This is a genomic window from Polaribacter sp. (assembly GCF_051251875.1).
In the GTDB taxonomy this organism is placed as follows: Bacteria; Bacteroidota; Bacteroidia; order Flavobacteriales; family Flavobacteriaceae; genus Polaribacter.
In genome coordinates this window covers 122,758-140,321 of the sequence record NZ_JBPOGL010000007.1, presented here as the reverse complement: position 1 = coordinate 140,321, position 17,564 = coordinate 122,758, and the positions used below count along the sequence as shown (strand labels likewise).

At 29.4% G+C, this 17,564-nt stretch carries 18 protein-coding genes; 4 read left to right on the top strand and 14 right to left on the bottom strand.

Annotation, left to right across the window (positions count from 1 at the left end; translation table 11 throughout):
- Window positions 1-72: 72 nt before the first annotated feature.
- The 10 genes from ACSHW5_RS05575 to ACSHW5_RS05530 all read right to left on the bottom strand — a co-directional run bounded on the left by ACSHW5_RS05575 (window position 73) and on the right by ACSHW5_RS05530 (window position 9,379).
- On the bottom strand, window positions 73-405 hold the full coding sequence (locus ACSHW5_RS05575) for a hypothetical protein (RefSeq protein ID WP_435675119.1): 333 nt from the start codon (window positions 403-405) through the stop codon (window positions 73-75).
- A gap of 4 nt (window positions 406-409) precedes the next feature.
- Complete coding sequence (locus ACSHW5_RS05570; protein ID WP_435675118.1) at window positions 410-2,152, bottom strand: hypothetical protein; 1,743 nt, start codon at window positions 2,150-2,152, stop codon at window positions 410-412.
- Window positions 2,153-2,203: 51 nt separating this feature from the next.
- Window positions 2,204-2,413: a DUF6140 family protein gene (locus ACSHW5_RS05565; protein ID WP_435675117.1), complete on the bottom strand. Its 210-nt coding sequence runs from the start codon at window positions 2,411-2,413 to the stop codon at window positions 2,204-2,206.
- 429 nt (window positions 2,414-2,842) lie between these two features.
- Window positions 2,843-3,940 carry a hypothetical protein gene (locus tag ACSHW5_RS05560; protein ID WP_435675116.1) on the bottom strand — a complete coding sequence of 366 codons (1,098 nt, stop codon included), beginning with the start codon at window positions 3,938-3,940 and terminating at the stop codon, window positions 2,843-2,845.
- Between the two features lie 149 nt (window positions 3,941-4,089).
- Window positions 4,090-5,247: a hypothetical protein gene (locus ACSHW5_RS05555; RefSeq protein WP_435675115.1), complete on the bottom strand. Its 1,158-nt coding sequence runs from the start codon at window positions 5,245-5,247 to the stop codon at window positions 4,090-4,092.
- Between the two features lie 34 nt (window positions 5,248-5,281).
- Window positions 5,282-5,578, bottom strand: a complete 297-nt coding sequence (locus ACSHW5_RS05550; protein ID WP_435675114.1) for a hypothetical protein — start codon at window positions 5,576-5,578, stop codon at window positions 5,282-5,284.
- 15 nt (window positions 5,579-5,593) lie between these two features.
- Complete coding sequence (gene cydB, locus ACSHW5_RS05545; RefSeq protein ID WP_435675113.1) at window positions 5,594-6,667, bottom strand: cytochrome d ubiquinol oxidase subunit II; 1,074 nt, start codon at window positions 6,665-6,667, stop codon at window positions 5,594-5,596.
- Window positions 6,668-6,670: 3 nt separating this feature from the next.
- A complete protein-coding gene (locus tag ACSHW5_RS05540) occupies window positions 6,671-8,002 on the bottom strand; it encodes a cytochrome ubiquinol oxidase subunit I (protein WP_435675112.1) in 1,332 nt (443 codons plus the stop codon).
- 97 nt (window positions 8,003-8,099) lie between these two features.
- Window positions 8,100-8,543, bottom strand: a complete 444-nt coding sequence (locus ACSHW5_RS05535; RefSeq protein ID WP_435675111.1) for an OsmC family protein — start codon at window positions 8,541-8,543, stop codon at window positions 8,100-8,102.
- A gap of 110 nt (window positions 8,544-8,653) precedes the next feature.
- On the bottom strand, window positions 8,654-9,379 hold the full coding sequence (locus ACSHW5_RS05530; protein WP_435675110.1) for a peroxiredoxin: 726 nt from the start codon (window positions 9,377-9,379) through the stop codon (window positions 8,654-8,656).
- A gap of 186 nt (window positions 9,380-9,565) precedes the next feature.
- Between ACSHW5_RS05530 and ACSHW5_RS05525 the strand changes: the two genes are divergently transcribed.
- Both ACSHW5_RS05525 and ACSHW5_RS05520 read left to right on the top strand, forming a co-directional pair.
- Entirely contained in the window at window positions 9,566-9,940 is a 375-nt protein-coding gene (locus tag ACSHW5_RS05525; protein WP_435675109.1) for a hypothetical protein, read from the top strand.
- Window positions 9,941-10,003: 63 nt separating this feature from the next.
- On the top strand, window positions 10,004-12,106 hold the full coding sequence (locus ACSHW5_RS05520; RefSeq protein ID WP_435675108.1) for a TonB-dependent receptor domain-containing protein: 2,103 nt from the start codon (window positions 10,004-10,006) through the stop codon (window positions 12,104-12,106).
- Window positions 12,107-12,191: 85 nt separating this feature from the next.
- Here the strand turns inward: ACSHW5_RS05520 and ACSHW5_RS05515 are convergent, their stop codons facing one another.
- On the bottom strand, window positions 12,192-12,773 hold the full coding sequence (locus ACSHW5_RS05515) for an SAM-dependent methyltransferase (protein ID WP_435675123.1): 582 nt from the start codon (window positions 12,771-12,773) through the stop codon (window positions 12,192-12,194).
- A 104-nt stretch (window positions 12,774-12,877) separates the two neighbouring features.
- Here ACSHW5_RS05515 and nadA point away from each other — a divergent pair, with 104 nt between their 5' ends.
- Together nadA and nadB are read left to right on the top strand one after the other, a co-directional pair.
- Window positions 12,878-13,873: a quinolinate synthase NadA gene (gene nadA, locus ACSHW5_RS05510; RefSeq protein ID WP_435675107.1), complete on the top strand. Its 996-nt coding sequence runs from the start codon at window positions 12,878-12,880 to the stop codon at window positions 13,871-13,873.
- A gap of 9 nt (window positions 13,874-13,882) precedes the next feature.
- On the top strand, window positions 13,883-15,472 hold the full coding sequence (nadB, locus tag ACSHW5_RS05505; protein ID WP_435675106.1) for an L-aspartate oxidase: 1,590 nt from the start codon (window positions 13,883-13,885) through the stop codon (window positions 15,470-15,472).
- Between the two features lie 52 nt (window positions 15,473-15,524).
- Here the strand turns inward: nadB and trxA are convergent, their stop codons facing one another.
- From trxA to ACSHW5_RS05490, 3 genes are read right to left on the bottom strand one after another with little or no spacing between them, the layout of a single operon-like run.
- On the bottom strand, window positions 15,525-15,827 hold the full coding sequence (gene trxA, locus ACSHW5_RS05500) for a thioredoxin (protein WP_435675105.1): 303 nt from the start codon (window positions 15,825-15,827) through the stop codon (window positions 15,525-15,527).
- Window positions 15,828-15,847: 20 nt separating this feature from the next.
- Window positions 15,848-16,867 (bottom strand): c-type heme family protein, encoded by a 1,020-nt coding sequence (locus ACSHW5_RS05495; RefSeq protein WP_435675104.1) that lies wholly within the window; start codon window positions 16,865-16,867, stop codon window positions 15,848-15,850.
- Window positions 16,868-16,918: 51 nt separating this feature from the next.
- Window positions 16,919-17,551 carry a Crp/Fnr family transcriptional regulator gene (locus ACSHW5_RS05490; protein WP_435675103.1) on the bottom strand — a complete coding sequence of 211 codons (633 nt, stop codon included), beginning with the start codon at window positions 17,549-17,551 and terminating at the stop codon, window positions 16,919-16,921.
- Window positions 17,552-17,564: the final 13 nt, after the last annotated feature.

Here is a 17,564-nt window from a genome sequence, read left to right as displayed (position 1 = left end):
TCTTGTATTTCATATCTCAAATATATTAGTTTTGAAATTTAAAATATCACTCCGAACTATTAAGGGGCTAAACTATTCAGTGTATTTCTTTAAAAATATATTTTGATTTATTATATTCTGCTTTTGGATGATTTTTTTTTCTTGTTTTAAAGCTTCGGTACTAATTATATTTAGTATAATTGTTAAACCTGTTTCAATAATACTTCTTTTTTGATTATCGCTAAAAGATTTTAAATTTTCTTTATTATTTATCTTTTGCATAAGTAAATCAATGATTTTTTCTTTATTCTCATTGTTAAGTATAACTTCATTTGCAATACTATTGATATTATTTAATAATAATAGCTTGTTCTTATCTATATTCAAGAAATCTATTTCTTTTGATGAAATTATTTTTTTTTCCATAATATTAAAATAGATCTCTTGAAATATTTATTTCTAAAACACTTTTTGAACTAACAGAAACTTCTTTGACAGCTTCTAATAAATTTTTTAGTTCCTCTTTTGATTCATTTGAACTTTTAAAAATATTATTAATTTTTTCAGAATTTTGTTTTAATTCAATTGTTATAAAATTTTCCCTTTCAGATAATTTTTGTAAATCTTCGTTAGCCGTGTTTTTTAATTGAACTTCTGTTTTTATACTTTCTTTTAAAAAAATGTGATTTTCAATAAAAGGTTTGCAATATATATTCCAATCTTCTAATGTTTGATTATATAATTTTTTTGAATTGGTAGGCGAAACTATTTTATAAAACCAATTAGGTTCTTCTGGAAATAAAGAATTAACATAATTGTATTCATATACTTGATTTTTTACTAAAGTTGAAAGTTCAGTAAACATATATTCATGATATTTAACTTGTTTATGTTTATCAATAAATTCTTCTTTTATTTCTCTTTTTTCAATTGTTAAGTTTAAATTATTATTCCTTAATTCTTTTAATTCTTTATTTTCAATAATTTTTTTATAATAAGGTGATATTTTATTTATTACAATTTCAGAAACTCTATTTGTAAATAATTCTAATTGAGGAATTAATTTATTTTTTATTTCCGTGTGTAATTCTCCTAATTTTAAAATGTCATTCATTATCTTTTCGACATCTGATTGCATTCCTTGTTTTAGCTTTTCAATATCTAGCTCAATTTGGGCAATTGTTTTTTTTGATTGACTTCTTGATTTAAAGATAGCTTGACCTGCTTCTAGCATAATATTTCCTGCTGCAAATGCAGCAGCACCTTTAACATCTGATTTTGTTAATCTACCATTTGTTTTAGAAATATTATCTGCTGAATTTAGAAAACTTTTAAATCCGTCTTTTCCAGCGACAGATATTGCTCTCATTTGTACTGAATGAAACTCTTTAAAAATTTCTATTTCGTTATTTATACCATTATAAAAAAGTTCGAGTTTAGGGTAAGAGTCTTCATAATTATTCCAATTAATTTCTGAAAAATTAAACATATCTGGTTCAGTTGTTTTAATTGAGTCTCCAAATAAATCTATTAATAGGTTTAGTAAATCTTCTCTAATAATTTTTAACCTATTTCTAGTTACCTCAAAATCAGAAATTAAATCTAAATTAATATTTTTAACATATTCGTAAGTTTGAATTAGTTTTTCGTAATTATTTTTTATGTTAAAAGCGTGTTCTCTATATGATTCCACTTTTGAGCTACCCGTAATTGATATAGTTTTTTCTCTTTCAATTGACTCAATTTCCCTAACAACATCATCTGTTAGTTTAACCCCATCAATATCATTTATCTTTTCATTTTGAAGAGTGATTAATGTAAAGTTGTTCATATTAATATTCGGATTTTCAATGTCTAATGAAAATGTATTATCATCAACTCTAGCAGGATTGTAAACACTGTTTTTTTCGTCATTTTCTAGTATGTTATTTACTAAAGCCTCTTGGATACTTTTCGAATAAGAAGATTTTTCGTATGCAGTTTTAATGAGTTTCTTTATGTGAGCACTTTCTTTAATATGTATATTAAGGGTTAAATTTATATAATCAACTAATTCTCTTCTGTTTATTATTGTAGAATTCACTGAAAGCACTTGAGCTTTTTTTATAATACAATCTATAATATTTTTAAAATTATTATCTATGTTGGTTTGTGTTATTTCTTTATGATTCATAAAATGTTGATTTTATTTAGTAGAAAATTTTCGTAATTTTTATTTAAGTTGCTAAATATTCTTGTAGCTTAAATACCCCATATTTAAATATCCAGCAGATTTTAAATCTAATCCGTGAACTCTCATAAATGCTTTATGAATTTTTTCAACGTCATCAAATGGATTTGAATTCATTGTACTAATTTGTATGGACAATCCTTTATCTACGAATTCTCCATTTACATTCATTTTTTCTTTTGTTTTAATTTCAAATGTTGCCATAGTCAGTTTTTTTAGATTTTGTGAATTTCGGTTATTTTTTTTAATTTGATTTACTGTTTTCTGTATTATGGTTGTTTTTTTGAAGTTAGCTCGGTTTTTTTTTAATTACTGCCAACCTGTTTGTGTAGGAAAAGTTGCGGTTTTGTTCGCGAGGATTTTCCACCGGAAAATCTGAATTGAGCAAAAAAGCAGCTGCCTTTGGTGAAGCAATAAATTTATCAATTTTTTTTACACGGGTGCTGTTGCACAACTACTTGTTAAAGATACAGAAATTTTGTATATTTAGTAATGCAAGGCAAGAAAAACTATCAAGAAAAGCTGCTCAATAATTTCCAGTTGAGTGAGCGTGTTTTCCCCATAAGAGACATATTCTGCCAACTTCGTCAACACAATATTCAGCTCTGGCCTATCGGCGAGCCGAATACTTAGTTATTGGTATCTGGCTTTTCTCACAATCATCATTTTTCCTAACCTGCCTTTAAATGAACTCCCATTTAATTCGTTGAAAATGATAACTGGAAATTGTTTTTCAGGATAACAACCATTCCAAAAAGTTTCTAAAACCTCAAAACATTGTTTGTCAATCATTAAGTCACACTTTCTTTTCCATTCGTCTAAACTGATTTTGATTTTACCTTTTGCAGGTGATGAATGAACATATTGATTCCTTAATTCGACACAATCGTTTATGTAATTCTTAAATATATCATTATTTACGTCTAATTCCGTTCCGCTTATTATTCTTGAATACTCTTTAATCTTATCTTTCATTGACAAATAAGTTTTAAATCCATTTCGTTGATTAACAGATTTAATTCCTTTCAGCCTGTCCTTTTCTGTTTCATCAGTTCCTTTTCCTTTAAGATACGCGTCATAACCAACAGAATTTATAAAGCTTTCAACAAAAAATATAAAATTGATAAATGACTCTCTAAAACTCCGAAACATCATTTCTTCTTTTGATTGAATTCTTTTCATTTCCGCAGAAGGCAATTTGTTCATTTCTGAAAAGGATTTTTTGGTTAAGCGATTGTTGAAATAATCAAAACCTTCGTTGTAGAAATAACTTGCTGAATAAAGAAAATCTAAACAGTCAACTCCGAAGCGATAAAGGTGTTTTTTTGGATATCCGTGAAAACTATCGTGAAACATATAGCCATTTTCAAGAACCTCACTAATATCAAATATTTCATTTAAATCCTTGACAGAAATACCATCTTCATAAAAATCCGGATTTTTATTCATAAACTCAGCTATTTTTTTGTCAGGACATATTTGAGACCATTTTAGATAGGATTTTGCTTCTATTACTATTTCTTTAGTTTTAGAAATCCGATTAGTTATTACCGAATAATCACCGTTCCATTTTTCGGGATTAGCCATATTATGAATCTGTTCAATATTCTCATTTCCGTAATCAAAATGAGAAATAAATTCAGTTTCAGAAAAGAAGCCTCTTGTTAAAAAACAATAGAACTGAAGCAGCGCAGTTTGGATACTTAATTCTTTATGTAGTTCGTAGTACATTTTTAAGCTTGATGACAACGTTGTTTTGTATGGAAAGTTGCGGTTTTGTGAACGAGGAATTTTCAGCGGAAATTCAGAAGTGTGCAGAAAAGCAACAAGTTTTAGTTTAAACCAAATATAGCAATTTTTTACAAGGTGTTGGGGGTAGTTTATTTTATTAACTCAATCAATGTTCTGTAATAAAAGTGTGATTTTTCCTCTAAAGCTTTTACGTCATAAAATATATTCAAACGGTTATTTGATAATTTCTCAATTGTAATGTATTTTTCCCAACCATTATTTGTTTTTATTTTAATATAATTGCCAGTTTTACTAATTTCCCATTTACCTTTTGTAATAACAGTTTTAGAAACTTCTTTTAAATTTTCATTAATAAAAATTCCTTTTTTCATTAATTTAAATTTACCTTTTTTTTGGAATGTTAATTCGAATGATTGGTTTTCAAATTTTTCATATTGTGAGCCTATTGTATCAAATGGTATTGGGTTATTGATTGCTTTCCATTTTCCATTTAATTTAGATTTTATATCTTTTTGCTGGTTTATTGTTAGATATTCTAATTTTTTGATTTTAATATTATTGATTATAAGAGGTTTTGTAAACGAATAGGAATCTTCATACGTCTCTGCATAAAATATTTCATTTTCTAATTTATAAATATGATAAACGTTTTCTTTAAGTTTATCTCTGTTCGAAACACCTAAAAATAAATGATTTTTATAAAAATCAAGAGTGTAATTTCCAATTTCTGTATAGCCATATAAACCTTTATTTTTTGTAATTAAGACGATGTTTTTTTCTAAATAATCAAGACTATCTTTATGTGCAAAATTAAAATTTATGCCATAGTTTTTGGATTTAGATGCTGATTCAATTTTCCAACTGGAATTAAAGAATCTCGATCTGTCTGGGATTTCATTTTTTCTTAATTTCGAATTCTTTATTCTTCTAAGATAAATTTGCTTAATAGAATTGAGAGTATCCATTAGAGTAAATATTAAATCCTTTTCTGTAAATATTCCTTCTATTGAATCATTGCCAACTTTAATTCTAATGTTATTATTAGTAATCGAAAACTTTCCAAATTCTTTATCTTTCCCTAAACCTTTAATTATTACATTTTCTTTGTCAATAAAATCTAAAAGTAAATATGCTTTTGTGAAAATTGAATCAGATTTATATGGAATGTTTCGTTTTGTTGTTTCTAGGAAGTGAGAAGACAACCAAATTCCATCTAAATTTTGTCCAATTAACTTACTAGCTAGGATTAAAAATATAATTGTTAATATGTGAAGTTTCTTTCTCATTTTAATTACCCCCAACTATTAATAATAGAACTTATTATTTGTTTAATTTACTTTTTATCAGATGAATACAAACGAGTGCTAGTGCGCCTCCTAAAAACGAAACTACACAATTTATACTAAAAAGAAAACCATGAAATGTACCGTTTTGCATGATTGATTGCGGGTTAAAACCCAATCTTCCAAAAAACTTTATTAGAAAAATACTTCCAAAAACTCCTGCAATGGTGTTTCCTACAATTCCAAATGAATATTTTTTAAAAAGAATAGGGGTACAAATTGCTCCAATTATTCCTATTACAATACTCAGTAATGAAATGAATGTTTCTGTCATAAGAATAGGTTTAGACTAATGTCCGTAATCCATGTTATCTACTTTACCACCCATTAATCTTTTTTGAATAATTGCATAAATTATAAGTAAAATAAAACCTATAATTCCCCACGTAATCGCAACGGATAAACCATATTCTGATGCGGCAGTATTGTAGATGGTTAATGGGTCGTTTACAGAATTTACAGACGGTAAAATTACCGGAAATAAAGAAGCTAAAGAAGATGTAATTCCTCCTAAAATTAATAAAGTTGATAACCAAAATGCATGAATATCTTTTTTAATTTTTTTGATAAAAAACAAGCCAATTAATCCTGTAAGATAAATTACCGGAAATACAAGTAAATAAGGTTTGTCTACAAAATTATTCAAAGAATTAGGATTCACAATTTGCCAAACAAATAAAGAAAAAACCGTAAGTAATGCCAATGCAATATTCAACTTAAAAATAACACCTTTAAGCTTTTTGTTTATGGTAGAATTGGTTTTTAAAATAACCCAATTAGCACCATGAATGGTAAGAGTAACCACAGAAATTAACCCAATAATAATGGTAAACCAATCTATAATTCCGGGGTGTTGAGATAAAGGGCTAAAACTACTATCCCATAATGGTAAGAAAAAATAATGTCGTTCGTGCGCAGATATTCCGTTTTCTACAACACCTAAATTAACACCTCTTACAATATTACCTAATGCAATACCAAAAAATAAAGCCAATAATAAACTAGAAACACCAAAGGAAACATCCCAAATGTCTTTCCACATTTGGTAGTTAAACTGACTTCTAAATTCTAAGCCAATTGCTCTAAAAATAATTAGCCATAACACAATAATTAATGGCAGATAAAAACCGCTAAAAACAGACGCGTAAAATGTTGGAAAAGCCATAAAAAGCATGCCACCTGCAGCCACTAACCACACTTCATTAGAATCCCAAAATAAACCTGCAGATTTTGCAATTACTTCTTTGTCTTTTTCTTTTTTAGCAAAAAATAAATGAATAATTCCTGTTCCAAAATCGTATCCGTCTAATACAAAAAAGATACCTAAAACAGTTGCTATTGTAATGTACCAAAATATTTCCATAGTTTAATGTTTTTGAAGTTTTGGACCTTCGTTAATTGTTTTACCAACTAAAACTAAAAATAAGAGTCCTAATAACATATATAATGCAACAAAACCTAATAAGGTAAATAAAGTATTACCAGAGGATACTGTTGGCGAAATACCATCGCTTGTTTTTAACAAGCCATATACCAAGTAAGGTTGTCTTCCTAATTCTGCCGTGTACCATCCTGTAAGATTTGCAATGTACGGAAACGGAACTAAAAACATAATAAACCAAAGTAATGGTTTAAATGAGTACAATTTTTTTCGCCATAGAAAGAATAGCGCTAAAGCCATAACACCAATAAATATGGTGCCTAAACCCACCATTATGTGATAGGAATAATAAAGAGCCGGAATATTGTCTGGCAATTCTTCTTCTTTAAATTGATCCATTCCAGGAATTTGTTTATTCCAATCTTGATGCGTTAAAAAACTTAAAATATTAGGAACCGCAATTTTATTGTCTAGCTTTTTGTCTACCATATTTGGCTGACCAATTAATACAATTTCTGATCCAGCTTCTTCGGTTTCAAAAATACCTTCCATTGCTGCAAAAGCCGCTGGTTGATATTTAGCAACGTTTTTAGCATTCCAATCTCCTGTTGGAAAAGCAACTAAAAGGCTAGATACTAATCCGAAAATTACGCCTGTTTTTAAAAATAATTTCCCGTATTCTACTTGTTTTTTTCTTAAAATATAAAAAGCACCAATACTGGCTACTACAAAGGAAGATGTTACCACAGATGCAAATTGATTGTGTAAAAAAGCAGGTAACAACCAAGGATTTGTAAAAAGTGCAGAAAAGTTTTCTAATACAAATTTACCGTTCTCTAAAATTTCATAACCCACAGGGTGTTGCATCCAGGCATTGGTTGCTAAAATTAGCCAACCACTTGCCCAAGAACCAAGAAAAACTAGAAACCCTGTTAAGAAGTGTAATTTTTGTCCCATTAACTTTTCACCAAAAATAAAGAGTGCTAAAAAAGACGATTCTAAAAAGAAAGAAAACATTCCTTCCATTGCTAAAGTTTGACCAATAATACCTCCTGTTAATTCAGAAAATTTTGCCCAATTGGTACCAAATTGAAATTCCATCGGAATACCAGTTACAACACCCATGGTAAAATTAATAGCAAAAATTCTCATTAAAAATTTAGCAGCATTGTTATATTGTTCATTATTATTCCTTAAATATCTCCATTTAAAAAAAACAATTAACAAAGATAAACCCATTGTTAATTGCGGAAATATATAGTGAAATGTAATGGTGAATGCAAATTGCAATCGATCATAAAAGAGCATATCTTCCATAGAAAATCTTATTAATTGTAGTATTATTTTTGTTTCTTAAAAATGCAATAAAAATAAGTAATTTAGACCTTAACTTATCTTGTTTTTACATAAGTTTTTAGTCTTTTTTTACTTGAATTGTAATTTCTAATGTAATTTTTGAGGTAACAGAATTAGATATTAAACAGACGTTTTCTGATTTTTCTACCACTTTTTTAGCCAAGGCAATATCGGCTTGGTTAGAAATTGTAACTATTGGTTTTAAAACCACTTCACTCATCATAAATTTACGGTCTATCATTTCTAGTTTTCCCACTGCATTTGATTCAAAATTTACAAAATTGAGTTTAAAATTTTCTGCTACCGCTAAAAACGTAGTCATTAAACACCCATTAATTGCTGCCACAAAATAATGTTCTGGAGTCCAAATATTTGCTTCTCCTTTCGGAAATTCTGGGGGTGTAGCAATTGTAATCGTTTCATCTAAAACATCAGAAGAAAGCAATCCTTTTCTTTGTTCTTCCCAATTTACTTTTACTTGATAAAAATGTTCTTTTCCCATTATAAAAAAATTATAGGTCAAATTTATAGCCTTTAATAAAAGCTATCTGTAACTTATATTACAAAAGAGGCTGTCTTAAACAAAACAGCCTCTTTAAAAAAAATGGAGAATTATTTTTTAAGAATTTTGCTCAGTACCAAATCTTTATCTAGTTTTTTAGTGCAGAAAAACCAATCTTTACAATCTAATTCTTCGGAAGATGACATTCTTTCTTCTGCAACACCACAAGATCCGGCAGGAGATACAATTACATCATCACCAGGATTCCAATCTGCTGGTGTTGCCACATTAAATTTATCTGAAGTTTGCATGGCAATTAGCGCTCTGTATAATTCATCAAAATTACGTCCTAAACTTAATGGGTAATAAATTATTGCTCTAACGGTTTCATTAGGATCTACAAAGAAAACGGCTCTAACGGCTTGTGTTTTGCTTTCTCCCGGTTGAATCATTCCGTATTTTTTGGCAACATTCATAGAAATATCTTCTATTAAAGGAAACTTCACTTCTATGTTTTTCATTCCGTTAAATTCAATTTTATCTTTAATGGTTCTTAACCACGCAATATGGCTGTATAAACCATCAATAGACAATCCTATTAAACTACAATTTGCTTTTTCAAATTTTTCTTCTAAATGCGCAAATGTCATAAATTCTGAGGTGCAAACTGGTGTAAAATCTGCTGGATGGCTAAATAATATAGACCATTTGCCTTTATAATCTGAAGGATAATTAATTTCTCCTTGTGTGGTAGTTGCTGTAAATTGAGGTGCTTTATCACCAATTCTTGGCATGGCAAATTTTTCTTGTTCTAGCGTTGTTTCTTGAGTATTCATAATGATATTATTTTAACTTTTATACCGTAAAATTATGCAATACTTAGCTTCTTTTTTGTAACAGAAGTAGCACAGAATTCATAAATATTGATTTACTTTGCGGTGTTAATCTAGATTAAAAGCAATAGCAGCTTTTAATGATAAAAATCATAAAAAAAGATACTTTTATCTTTTAATTTTGTGTTTGTGAAAAATTGGAAACTCATTTTCTCTATATTATTCAGCACTCTTATACTCTATAATAGTTTAAGAGTATCTTTAACATACATCTATTATAATATAGATACCGAAGGGTTTATTGAAACTTTTTGCGAAAACAAAGACAAACCAGCCTTAGAATGTAATGGTAAGTGTCATTTAAAGAAGGTTACAAAAACCACAAACGAAGAAAAAAATCAACCCATTCAAGGTATCGATTTTAAAGATGTATTAGTATACAATCAAAAAATATCATCTTTTCATTTCACTAAAAATATCTTTATCAACAAACCTACTTTTCAATATTCAAACCTCTATAATTTTAAATTATTAACTAACTGTTTTCATCCGCCAAACGCATAATTGTTTTTTTCATTTTATAGAACTTCTATAAAAAATAAATACTTAAAAATAAAACAATTAAAGATGAAAATATTTTACAGTGTGCTTTTATGCGCGCTAATTTCGGCTACATCATATAGTCAAGAAAAAGTAATGTCTAAAAAAGATAGTACTAAACAAAAAACAGTACAACTAGATGAAGTAATTATTACAGGAAAAACCAAAAAAGACCCTGTATTTAGTTCTATAGCTAATAGATATGCTAAAAAAATAGTGCAACCTAAAAATGTTGCCGATTTATTTAATAACATTAATGGTTTCTCGGTAATTAAAAGAGGTAATTATGCCATAGACCCTTCTTTTAGAGGCGCCCAATACGAACAATTAAACATTCAATATGATGGTGGTACAAAAGCAATGCATGCTTGCCCAAACAGAATGGATCCGATAACAACGCATATAATTCCGGAAGATATTTCGAAAATTGAAATTATTAAAGGACCTTATACGGTTAGATATGGAGCAACTTTTGGTGGAATTATTAACTTGGTAACTCAAAAACCAAATTATGATGATTATGGTTTTCATGGTAAGGTTTCTGCAGGATTTGAAAGTAATGGAAACTCGCTGGTTAATTTGGCAGAACTGCAATACATCAATAAAAAATTTGACATTGTTGCCAATGTTGGTTACAGAGATTTCGGAAACTATAAAGATGGATTTGGAACCACCATTCCGTCTTCTTTTAAAAGCTCAGATTATGGAATTAAAGTTGGGTATAATTTCACTCAAAACCAACGTTTAAAAGTAGATTGGAGACAATCTTTTGGGCGAGATGTTTTACACGCTGCTTTACCAATGGACACTGAATATGACGACAGTAGTATTCTTTCTGTTGATTATAAAATAGAAAATATTGCTGAGGTTCTAAAATCTATTTCGGTAAAAGGATACCATAGTTATGTAGATCATTTAATGACCAATACCAACCGACCTTCTTTTATGATGATGGAAGCCGCTTCTTCTGTTGAAGCTACAACAATTGGTGGTAAAATTGAGTTGAACTGGCAACCTTCTAAAGCATTAAACATGTATTCTGGAATAGATGTAATGAGTATTGCAAGAGATGGTGGAAGAATAAGAACGGTAAAGGTGATGAATGGAACCACGTTACCAACTCCAATGGTTTTTAACGATAAAACTTGGCAAGATTCACAAATTATAGATCTTGGTTTTTTTACCGAAGCAAAATATAGTTTGGCAGAAAATACCATTCTTACAACAGGTATTCGATATGACAATGTAACGTCTGACATTAAAGACCCAGAAGCAGATTTTGCAGCCATGTATGATTTAAAAAAACGTACAGAACATACTTTTAGCGGAAACATTTCTATTAAAAAAATGATTTCAGACACTTATACTTTAGAAGCTGCTTATGGCCGTGGCGTTAGAACGGCAAACATGATAGAGCGTTTTATAAACCATTTTACTGTGGGACAAGATCCGTATGAATATGTAGGAAACCCAGATTTAAAAGCAGAAGTAAACAATCAATTTGAAGTTGGAATTAAAGGGTTTGAAGAACTTAAAAATGGTTTTAATAGTTTTCAGTTTAATACTTCTGTTTACTATTCTTATTTCGAAAACTATATTGTAGGAATTGTAGATCCAACCATTACAAAAAAGTTTAATCCTACTGTAGCACCAACAGATGTAAAAGTTTTTCAAAATTTAGACGTAGCTTACAAAACTGGTTTCGAAGCCATGGCTAGAGTAGATTTTTTAGACAATTATAATTTTAAAACGGAGTTTTCTTATGTGTATACAAAAAATAACGATTTAGATGAATCTTTACCGTTAACTCCGCCTTTTACCACCAATTTTACTTTAGGATTTGAGAAGGAAAATATTTGGGCAAATGCGCAATATAATTTGGTTTCTAAGCAAGATAATATTTCTGAAAGTTTTGGAGAAACATCAACCGAAGGTTACCAAACATTAGACCTTCGTTTTGGAGGAATACCTATTAAAAATGTTACTTTAGGTATTGCTGTTTTAAATGTATTTGACAAAGGATATAACAGTCATTTAAACTTTTCATTTACAAATCAGGCCAATTTTGGAAGAACTCCAATTACAGAACCAGGACGTAATTTCTCTGCTTTTTTACAGTATAAGTTTTAGGAAAAAGGAACATACAAACCTAAAAGATTTTAAAAAATCTTTTAGGTTTTGTTTAAAATTTAACTCTAAAAAAAGGATGTAATTTCTATTTCTTCACAAACTTTACAAACAACTCCATTTCTTGTCTGTTATGATAAGAATTGTAACACTTTTCAAAAACATCTAAAGAAAAATAAGGTTTAAAATACGTTTCGTATTCTTTTTTATTTCCACCAAAAGGTGGATGATCTTCATTGAGTTTTGCGTCAAAAAATAAGCCTATTAATTTGCCTTTATTATGCAACAGATCATTTATTTTAGAAGCATATTTTTCTCGTAAATCAGGATGTATTGCACAAAAAAAAGTTTGTTCAATAATTAAATCAAAAGAATCATAAACATCAAAAAAATTAGCATGAATTAATTGCGATGATGGAAAACCAGGAACTCTCTTTAAGATGTTTTCTAAAGGCAGTTTAGAAACATCAACCACAAAAATATTTTTAAAACCCTTGCTAAAAAGATACTCTGCTTCATAAGAATTTCCACCACCGGGAATCAATATTTTTAAATTTTTATTGGTTAATTGATCAAAATAAGATTTTAAAGGCGGAGAAATGACTCCTAAATCCCAACCAATCTTATTTGTTTTGTACTTATTTTCCCAAAAATTTTCCGATAAATTCAACATTTTTTGCATTATAGTTATAATTTCATAGAATAACGGTAATCATTTTACTAGCTACAAAATAGAGTTTATATTTGTAGTCTAGTTCAAAATAAACACTTTTTATGGAAACTTTAGATGCTGCAAAGAAAAATCTAACTAAAAAAGGATTTTTAGATATTGAAACTCCTAATATTAATTATTTAGAAGAAATTTTAAAGCTAAAAAAAGAGAAAAATGCAGTTATTTTGGCGCATTATTATCAAATAGATGAAATTCAAGAAATTGCAGATTTTGTAGGTGATAGTTTGGCGTTAGCGCAGCAAGCTGCCAAAACGGATGCAGATATTATTGTTTTTGCAGGAGTTCATTTTATGGCAGAAACGGCAAAGATTTTAAATCCTACTAAAAAGGTGCTTTTACCAGATTTATTAGCGGGTTGTTCTTTGGCAGATTCTTGTCCGCCAGCATCTTTTTCAGAATTCAAAAAACAACATCCAGATCATATTGTTGTAACTTATATAAATTGTTCTGCAGAAATTAAAGCCTTAAGCGATTACGTTTGTACATCTTCTAACGCTAGAAAAATAATTGATTCATTGCCAAAAGACCAACCTATTATTTTTGCACCAGATAGAAATTTAGGCGCTTATTTAAATAAAGAAACAGGAAGAGAAATGTTACTTTGGGATGGCGCATGTATGGTGCATGAAGCTTTTTCTATGGAAAAATTGATAGATTTGTACAAAGAACATCCAGATGCTGAGTTAATTGCGCATCCAGAATCGGAGGCACACATGCTTAAAGTTGCCAAATATATTGGCTCTACATCCGGACTTTTAAATCATGTAAAAAACAGCGATAAAAACAAATTTATTGTAGCTACAGAGGCTGGTATTTTGTTTGAAATGATGCAAGAAAATCCTGATAAAATAATTATTCCTGCGCCAGCAAAAGAAGACAATACTTGTGCTTGTAGCGAGTGTGCATACATGAAAATGAATACAATGAAAAAATTGTATTTGTGTTTAAAACACGAATTACCTAACATAGAAGTGGAAACAGAATTGGCAAAAAAAGCAATTATTCCAATCAACAGAATGTTAGAACTTTCTAAATAACGCCTTAAAATGTTACCCGATAAAAACATAATTTCTACCGATTTTTTAGTAATTGGTTCTGGTATTTCTGGATTAACTTTTGCTTTAAAAACTGCAATAAAATTTCCGGAAGCCAAAATTACAATTGTTACTAAAGACGAACAAAGTGAGTCTAATACAAAATATGCACAAGGCGGTATTGCAACAGTTTACAATAAAACCGTAGATACTTTTGAACAGCATATCAATGACACTTTAATTGCCGGTGATGGTTTGTGTGATGAAGAAGTTGTAAGAATGGTTGTAAAAGACGCACCAGACAGATTGCAAGAACTCATAAATTGGGGAACACAATTTGATGAAAACAAAAACGGTGATTATGATTTAGGTAGAGAAGGAGGTCATTCTCAAAATAGAATTTTACATCATACAGATATTACTGGTGCAGAAATTGAGCGCGCTTTATTAGCCCAAGTGAATGCGCTTTCTAATATCTCTTTTTTAACCTATCATTATGCTATTGATTTAATTACAGAGCATCAAACAAAAAAGAGAAAAACAAAACGAAATAGTAAAATATCTTGTGATGGTGCTTATGTTTTAGATGAAAAAAATCAGATAGTAAAAACCTTTATAAGCAAGTTTACAATTTTAGCTTCTGGAGGAAATGGTCAAGTGTATGAAACAACTACTAATCCTGCTGTGGCAACAGGAGACGGAATAGGAATTGCTTATAGAGCAAAAGCAGAAATTTCTGAAATGGAATTTATTCAGTTTCATCCAACGGCATTATACAATCCTGGAGAATATCCTGCTTTTTTAATTTCTGAAGCGGTTAGAGGTTTTGGTGCTAAATTAAGAGACTACAATGGTAATTTCTTTATGCATAAATATGACGAAAGAGAAGAATTGGCCTCTAGAGATATTGTGGCAAGAGCCATAGATAACGAATTAAAAAAGAGTGGAAAACCACATGTGTATTTAGATTGTACGCATTTAGATATGGATAAATTTAAAGAGCATTTTCCGAATATTACAGAAAAATGTGCTTCTTTAAATATAGACGTTACCAAAGATTATATTCCGGTTGTACCAGCATCTCATTATATTTGTGGAGGTGTAAATGTGAACAAAAAAGCGAAAACATCTATTAAGAAATTATACGCTTGTGGCGAGGTAACCAGATCGGGTTTACATGGCGGAAATAGATTGGCTTCTAATTCTTTATTAGAAGGACTTGTTTATGCCCATAACGCTTTTTTAAATGTTTCTAAAAAATATAATAAAGCTAAAATGCCCAAAGATATTCCTGTTTGGAATGACAAAGGTGTTATTAAAAACATGGAAAAAATATTAATTACTCATGATAGAAATGAAGTGAAAACTATTATGACTAATTATGTGGGTATTGTACGTTCTAACGAACGTTTAAAACGTGCCGAAAAAAAATTACGCGTACTTTATGAAGACAACAAACGCTTGTATGATCATTCTGAGCTTTCTGTAGATTTATGCGAATTAAGAAACTTAATTACAACGGCATATTTAATTACGCAATTTTCTAAAAAAAGAACTGAAAACTGTGGTGGTTTTTATAGTTTAGACTGTATTGCTGAATAAAAAAAGCACCTGGTATTATTCAGATGCTTTCCTTAAATGCTATTGAAAATAATTAAATCCCCCGATTATTATTTACAATAGAAATCAAATCTTTTTTCTGAACAACACCAGATTGTCTCCAAACTTGTTTGCCAGATTTAAATAAAATTAAAGTTGGTACACCTTTAACTTGATATTTTGCTGCTAAAGGTTGGTTTTTATCAACATCAATTTTAATAATAGAAATTGTGTCTCCTAAAGCATCTTTAACTTCTTTTAAAATAGGACTCATAGTTTTACAAGGTCCGCACCATTCTGCAAAAAAATCTATTAAAACCGGTTTGTCTTGATGTATAATTTCTGAAAAATTGCTCATGCCTAAGTGCTTTTATATAATTATTTTTGAAAAGTAATACTCCAAATTCCTCTAACTTCATTCTCGCTATAACCAATTGCCATGTCTTTTGGATATAAGGTATTTAGTTGCGCTAATGTATTGGTTTTAATCTCTGTAGTTGGTTTTCCGTGACATTGCAAACACATATTATTTGTTTTAATAGGGTAATACACTTTTACATTATTAGTAGCTTCTACAACAATTGGTTCTGACTCTTGGTTTGCTTTAATATCTTCTTTAAAAATAGTGATATATTCGTTTTCTTTTGTAGTTGCTCTGTTTTTTGTATTTCTAGGTTTGTCAGAAACTCGTTTTATGGTAGCTTTGTGCGCAACAGACATGCTGTCTGTTAAAGGTAATGCTTGTACATTACAAAATTTTAAGGCAGCCAAGGTTCCTTCTTTTTGAATTTTTCCCATTAAGTTTTTGCCCAAAACTGCTTTTGTAGATAAAGCATATTTTAAACCTCTTTCATTATAAGGTAAATTTGTAAAATTATTTCCTTGTAGCTGTTTTTGCATTCCTTGCCCCTTGTTATTTCCCATTCCTTTGCGGTTTCCATTTCCATTTCCATTACCTTTTCCGTGCTGTTTATTATAATGCTCTTCAAACCACGCTGGTTTTTCAATGTCAAAATTAAAGAGATAATCTGCAATTTGTTCTATAGTTTCTTCAGGAAAAGCTTGTTTGGGCATCACACCAAAACGTTTTACAGCACCGTACATAATTGCATTTTCTTCAGTTGGATTTTTAATAAAATCTTGCATCGACTTTATAAATGCTTCTTTAGCACTATTGCCCATTAAATAACGCTTTTTTATAGCAATCATAGGTGGCGCAATTCTATTTTCTTCTGGCGTTGTTGGGTTGTGGCACACGTAACAGTTTGTTTCTAGTAACTTTTTACCAGCATGTTCTTGAGTTTCTAAAACACTACTCTTCTTAGAATAAGTGGGTTTTTTAGAATCTTGGCAACCAAATAGAAAGGCAATTGCGAGGATAATTGTAAGTGATTTCATTATTTTTATTACAAAAATAAGACGCTATTTTAAAATCTAAAGTAACTAATGTTACAGTACTAAAACTTTAATACTATTTCTATATAATTGAATTTTATTTTCGTTTTCTAATTTCTTTAATAATCTAGAAACCACTACTCTAGAAGTGTGTAGGTCTTCAGAAATTTGTTTATGAGTAACGTGTAAAACATCATTATGTGTTACCATTGCTTTGTCTTTTAGATACTTAAATAGGCGTTCGTCCATTTTTAAAAAAGCAATAGTGTCTAAGGCTTCTAAAAGTTCGTCCATTCTATTGTGGTAGGTTTGTAAAATAAAAGCTTGCCAAGTTTTATATTTCCCTAACCATTCTGCCATTTTTTCTTTGGGCAACATAATTAGTTCTACGTTTGTTTCTGCAACTGCTCTAATTTTACTTTTTGTTTGTCCCATGCAACAAGAAAGTGTCATGGCACAAGTATCTCCTTTTTCTAAATAATATAAAACTAATTCTTCACCATTTTCATCTTCTCTAAGAATTTTAATAGCACCAGAAATTAATAGCGGCATGGATTTTATATAGTCTCCAACTTCAATTATAGTAGTGTCTTCTAAAAAATCTTTATAAATTCCTAGTTTTTCTATTTCTGAAATTAATTCTTCTTCAAAAAGATAGCCAAAGTTAAAGTCTAATTTATTTGTCATTATTTCTTACTAT

Excerpts from the sequence above, each read along its gene's own strand:
- ACSHW5_RS05555 (WP_435675115.1), bottom strand. The coding sequence starts at position 5,247 with ATGAGAAAGAAACTTCACATATTAACAATTATATTTTTAATCCTAGCT.
- ACSHW5_RS05535 (WP_435675111.1), bottom strand. The coding sequence starts at position 8,543 with ATGGGAAAAGAACATTTTTATCAAGTAAAAGTAAATTGGGAAGAACAA.
- ACSHW5_RS05520 (WP_435675108.1), top strand. The coding sequence starts at position 10,004 with ATGAAAATATTTTACAGTGTGCTTTTATGCGCGCTAATTTCGGCTACA.
- ACSHW5_RS05490 (WP_435675103.1), bottom strand. The coding sequence starts at position 17,551 with ATGACAAATAAATTAGACTTTAACTTTGGCTATCTTTTTGAAGAAGAA.
- nadB (WP_435675106.1), top strand. The coding sequence starts at position 13,883 with ATGTTACCCGATAAAAACATAATTTCTACCGATTTTTTAGTAATTGGT.
- ACSHW5_RS05550 (WP_435675114.1), bottom strand. The coding sequence starts at position 5,578 with ATGACAGAAACATTCATTTCATTACTGAGTATTGTAATAGGAATAATT.
- ACSHW5_RS05495 (WP_435675104.1), bottom strand. The coding sequence starts at position 16,867 with ATGAAATCACTTACAATTATCCTCGCAATTGCCTTTCTATTTGGTTGC.
- cydB (WP_435675113.1), bottom strand. The coding sequence starts at position 6,667 with ATGGAAATATTTTGGTACATTACAATAGCAACTGTTTTAGGTATCTTT.
- trxA (WP_435675105.1), bottom strand. The coding sequence starts at position 15,827 with ATGAGCAATTTTTCAGAAATTATACATCAAGACAAACCGGTTTTAATA.
- ACSHW5_RS05575 (WP_435675119.1), bottom strand. The coding sequence starts at position 405 with ATGGAAAAAAAAATAATTTCATCAAAAGAAATAGATTTCTTGAATATA.
- ACSHW5_RS05540 (WP_435675112.1), bottom strand. The coding sequence starts at position 8,002 with ATGGAAGATATGCTCTTTTATGATCGATTGCAATTTGCATTCACCATT.
- ACSHW5_RS05565 (WP_435675117.1), bottom strand. The coding sequence starts at position 2,413 with ATGGCAACATTTGAAATTAAAACAAAAGAAAAAATGAATGTAAATGGA.
- ACSHW5_RS05570 (WP_435675118.1), bottom strand. The coding sequence starts at position 2,152 with ATGAATCATAAAGAAATAACACAAACCAACATAGATAATAATTTTAAA.
- ACSHW5_RS05560 (WP_435675116.1), bottom strand. The coding sequence starts at position 3,940 with ATGTACTACGAACTACATAAAGAATTAAGTATCCAAACTGCGCTGCTT.
- ACSHW5_RS05530 (WP_435675110.1), bottom strand. The coding sequence starts at position 9,379 with ATGAATACTCAAGAAACAACGCTAGAACAAGAAAAATTTGCCATGCCA.
- nadA (WP_435675107.1), top strand. The coding sequence starts at position 12,878 with ATGGAAACTTTAGATGCTGCAAAGAAAAATCTAACTAAAAAAGGATTT.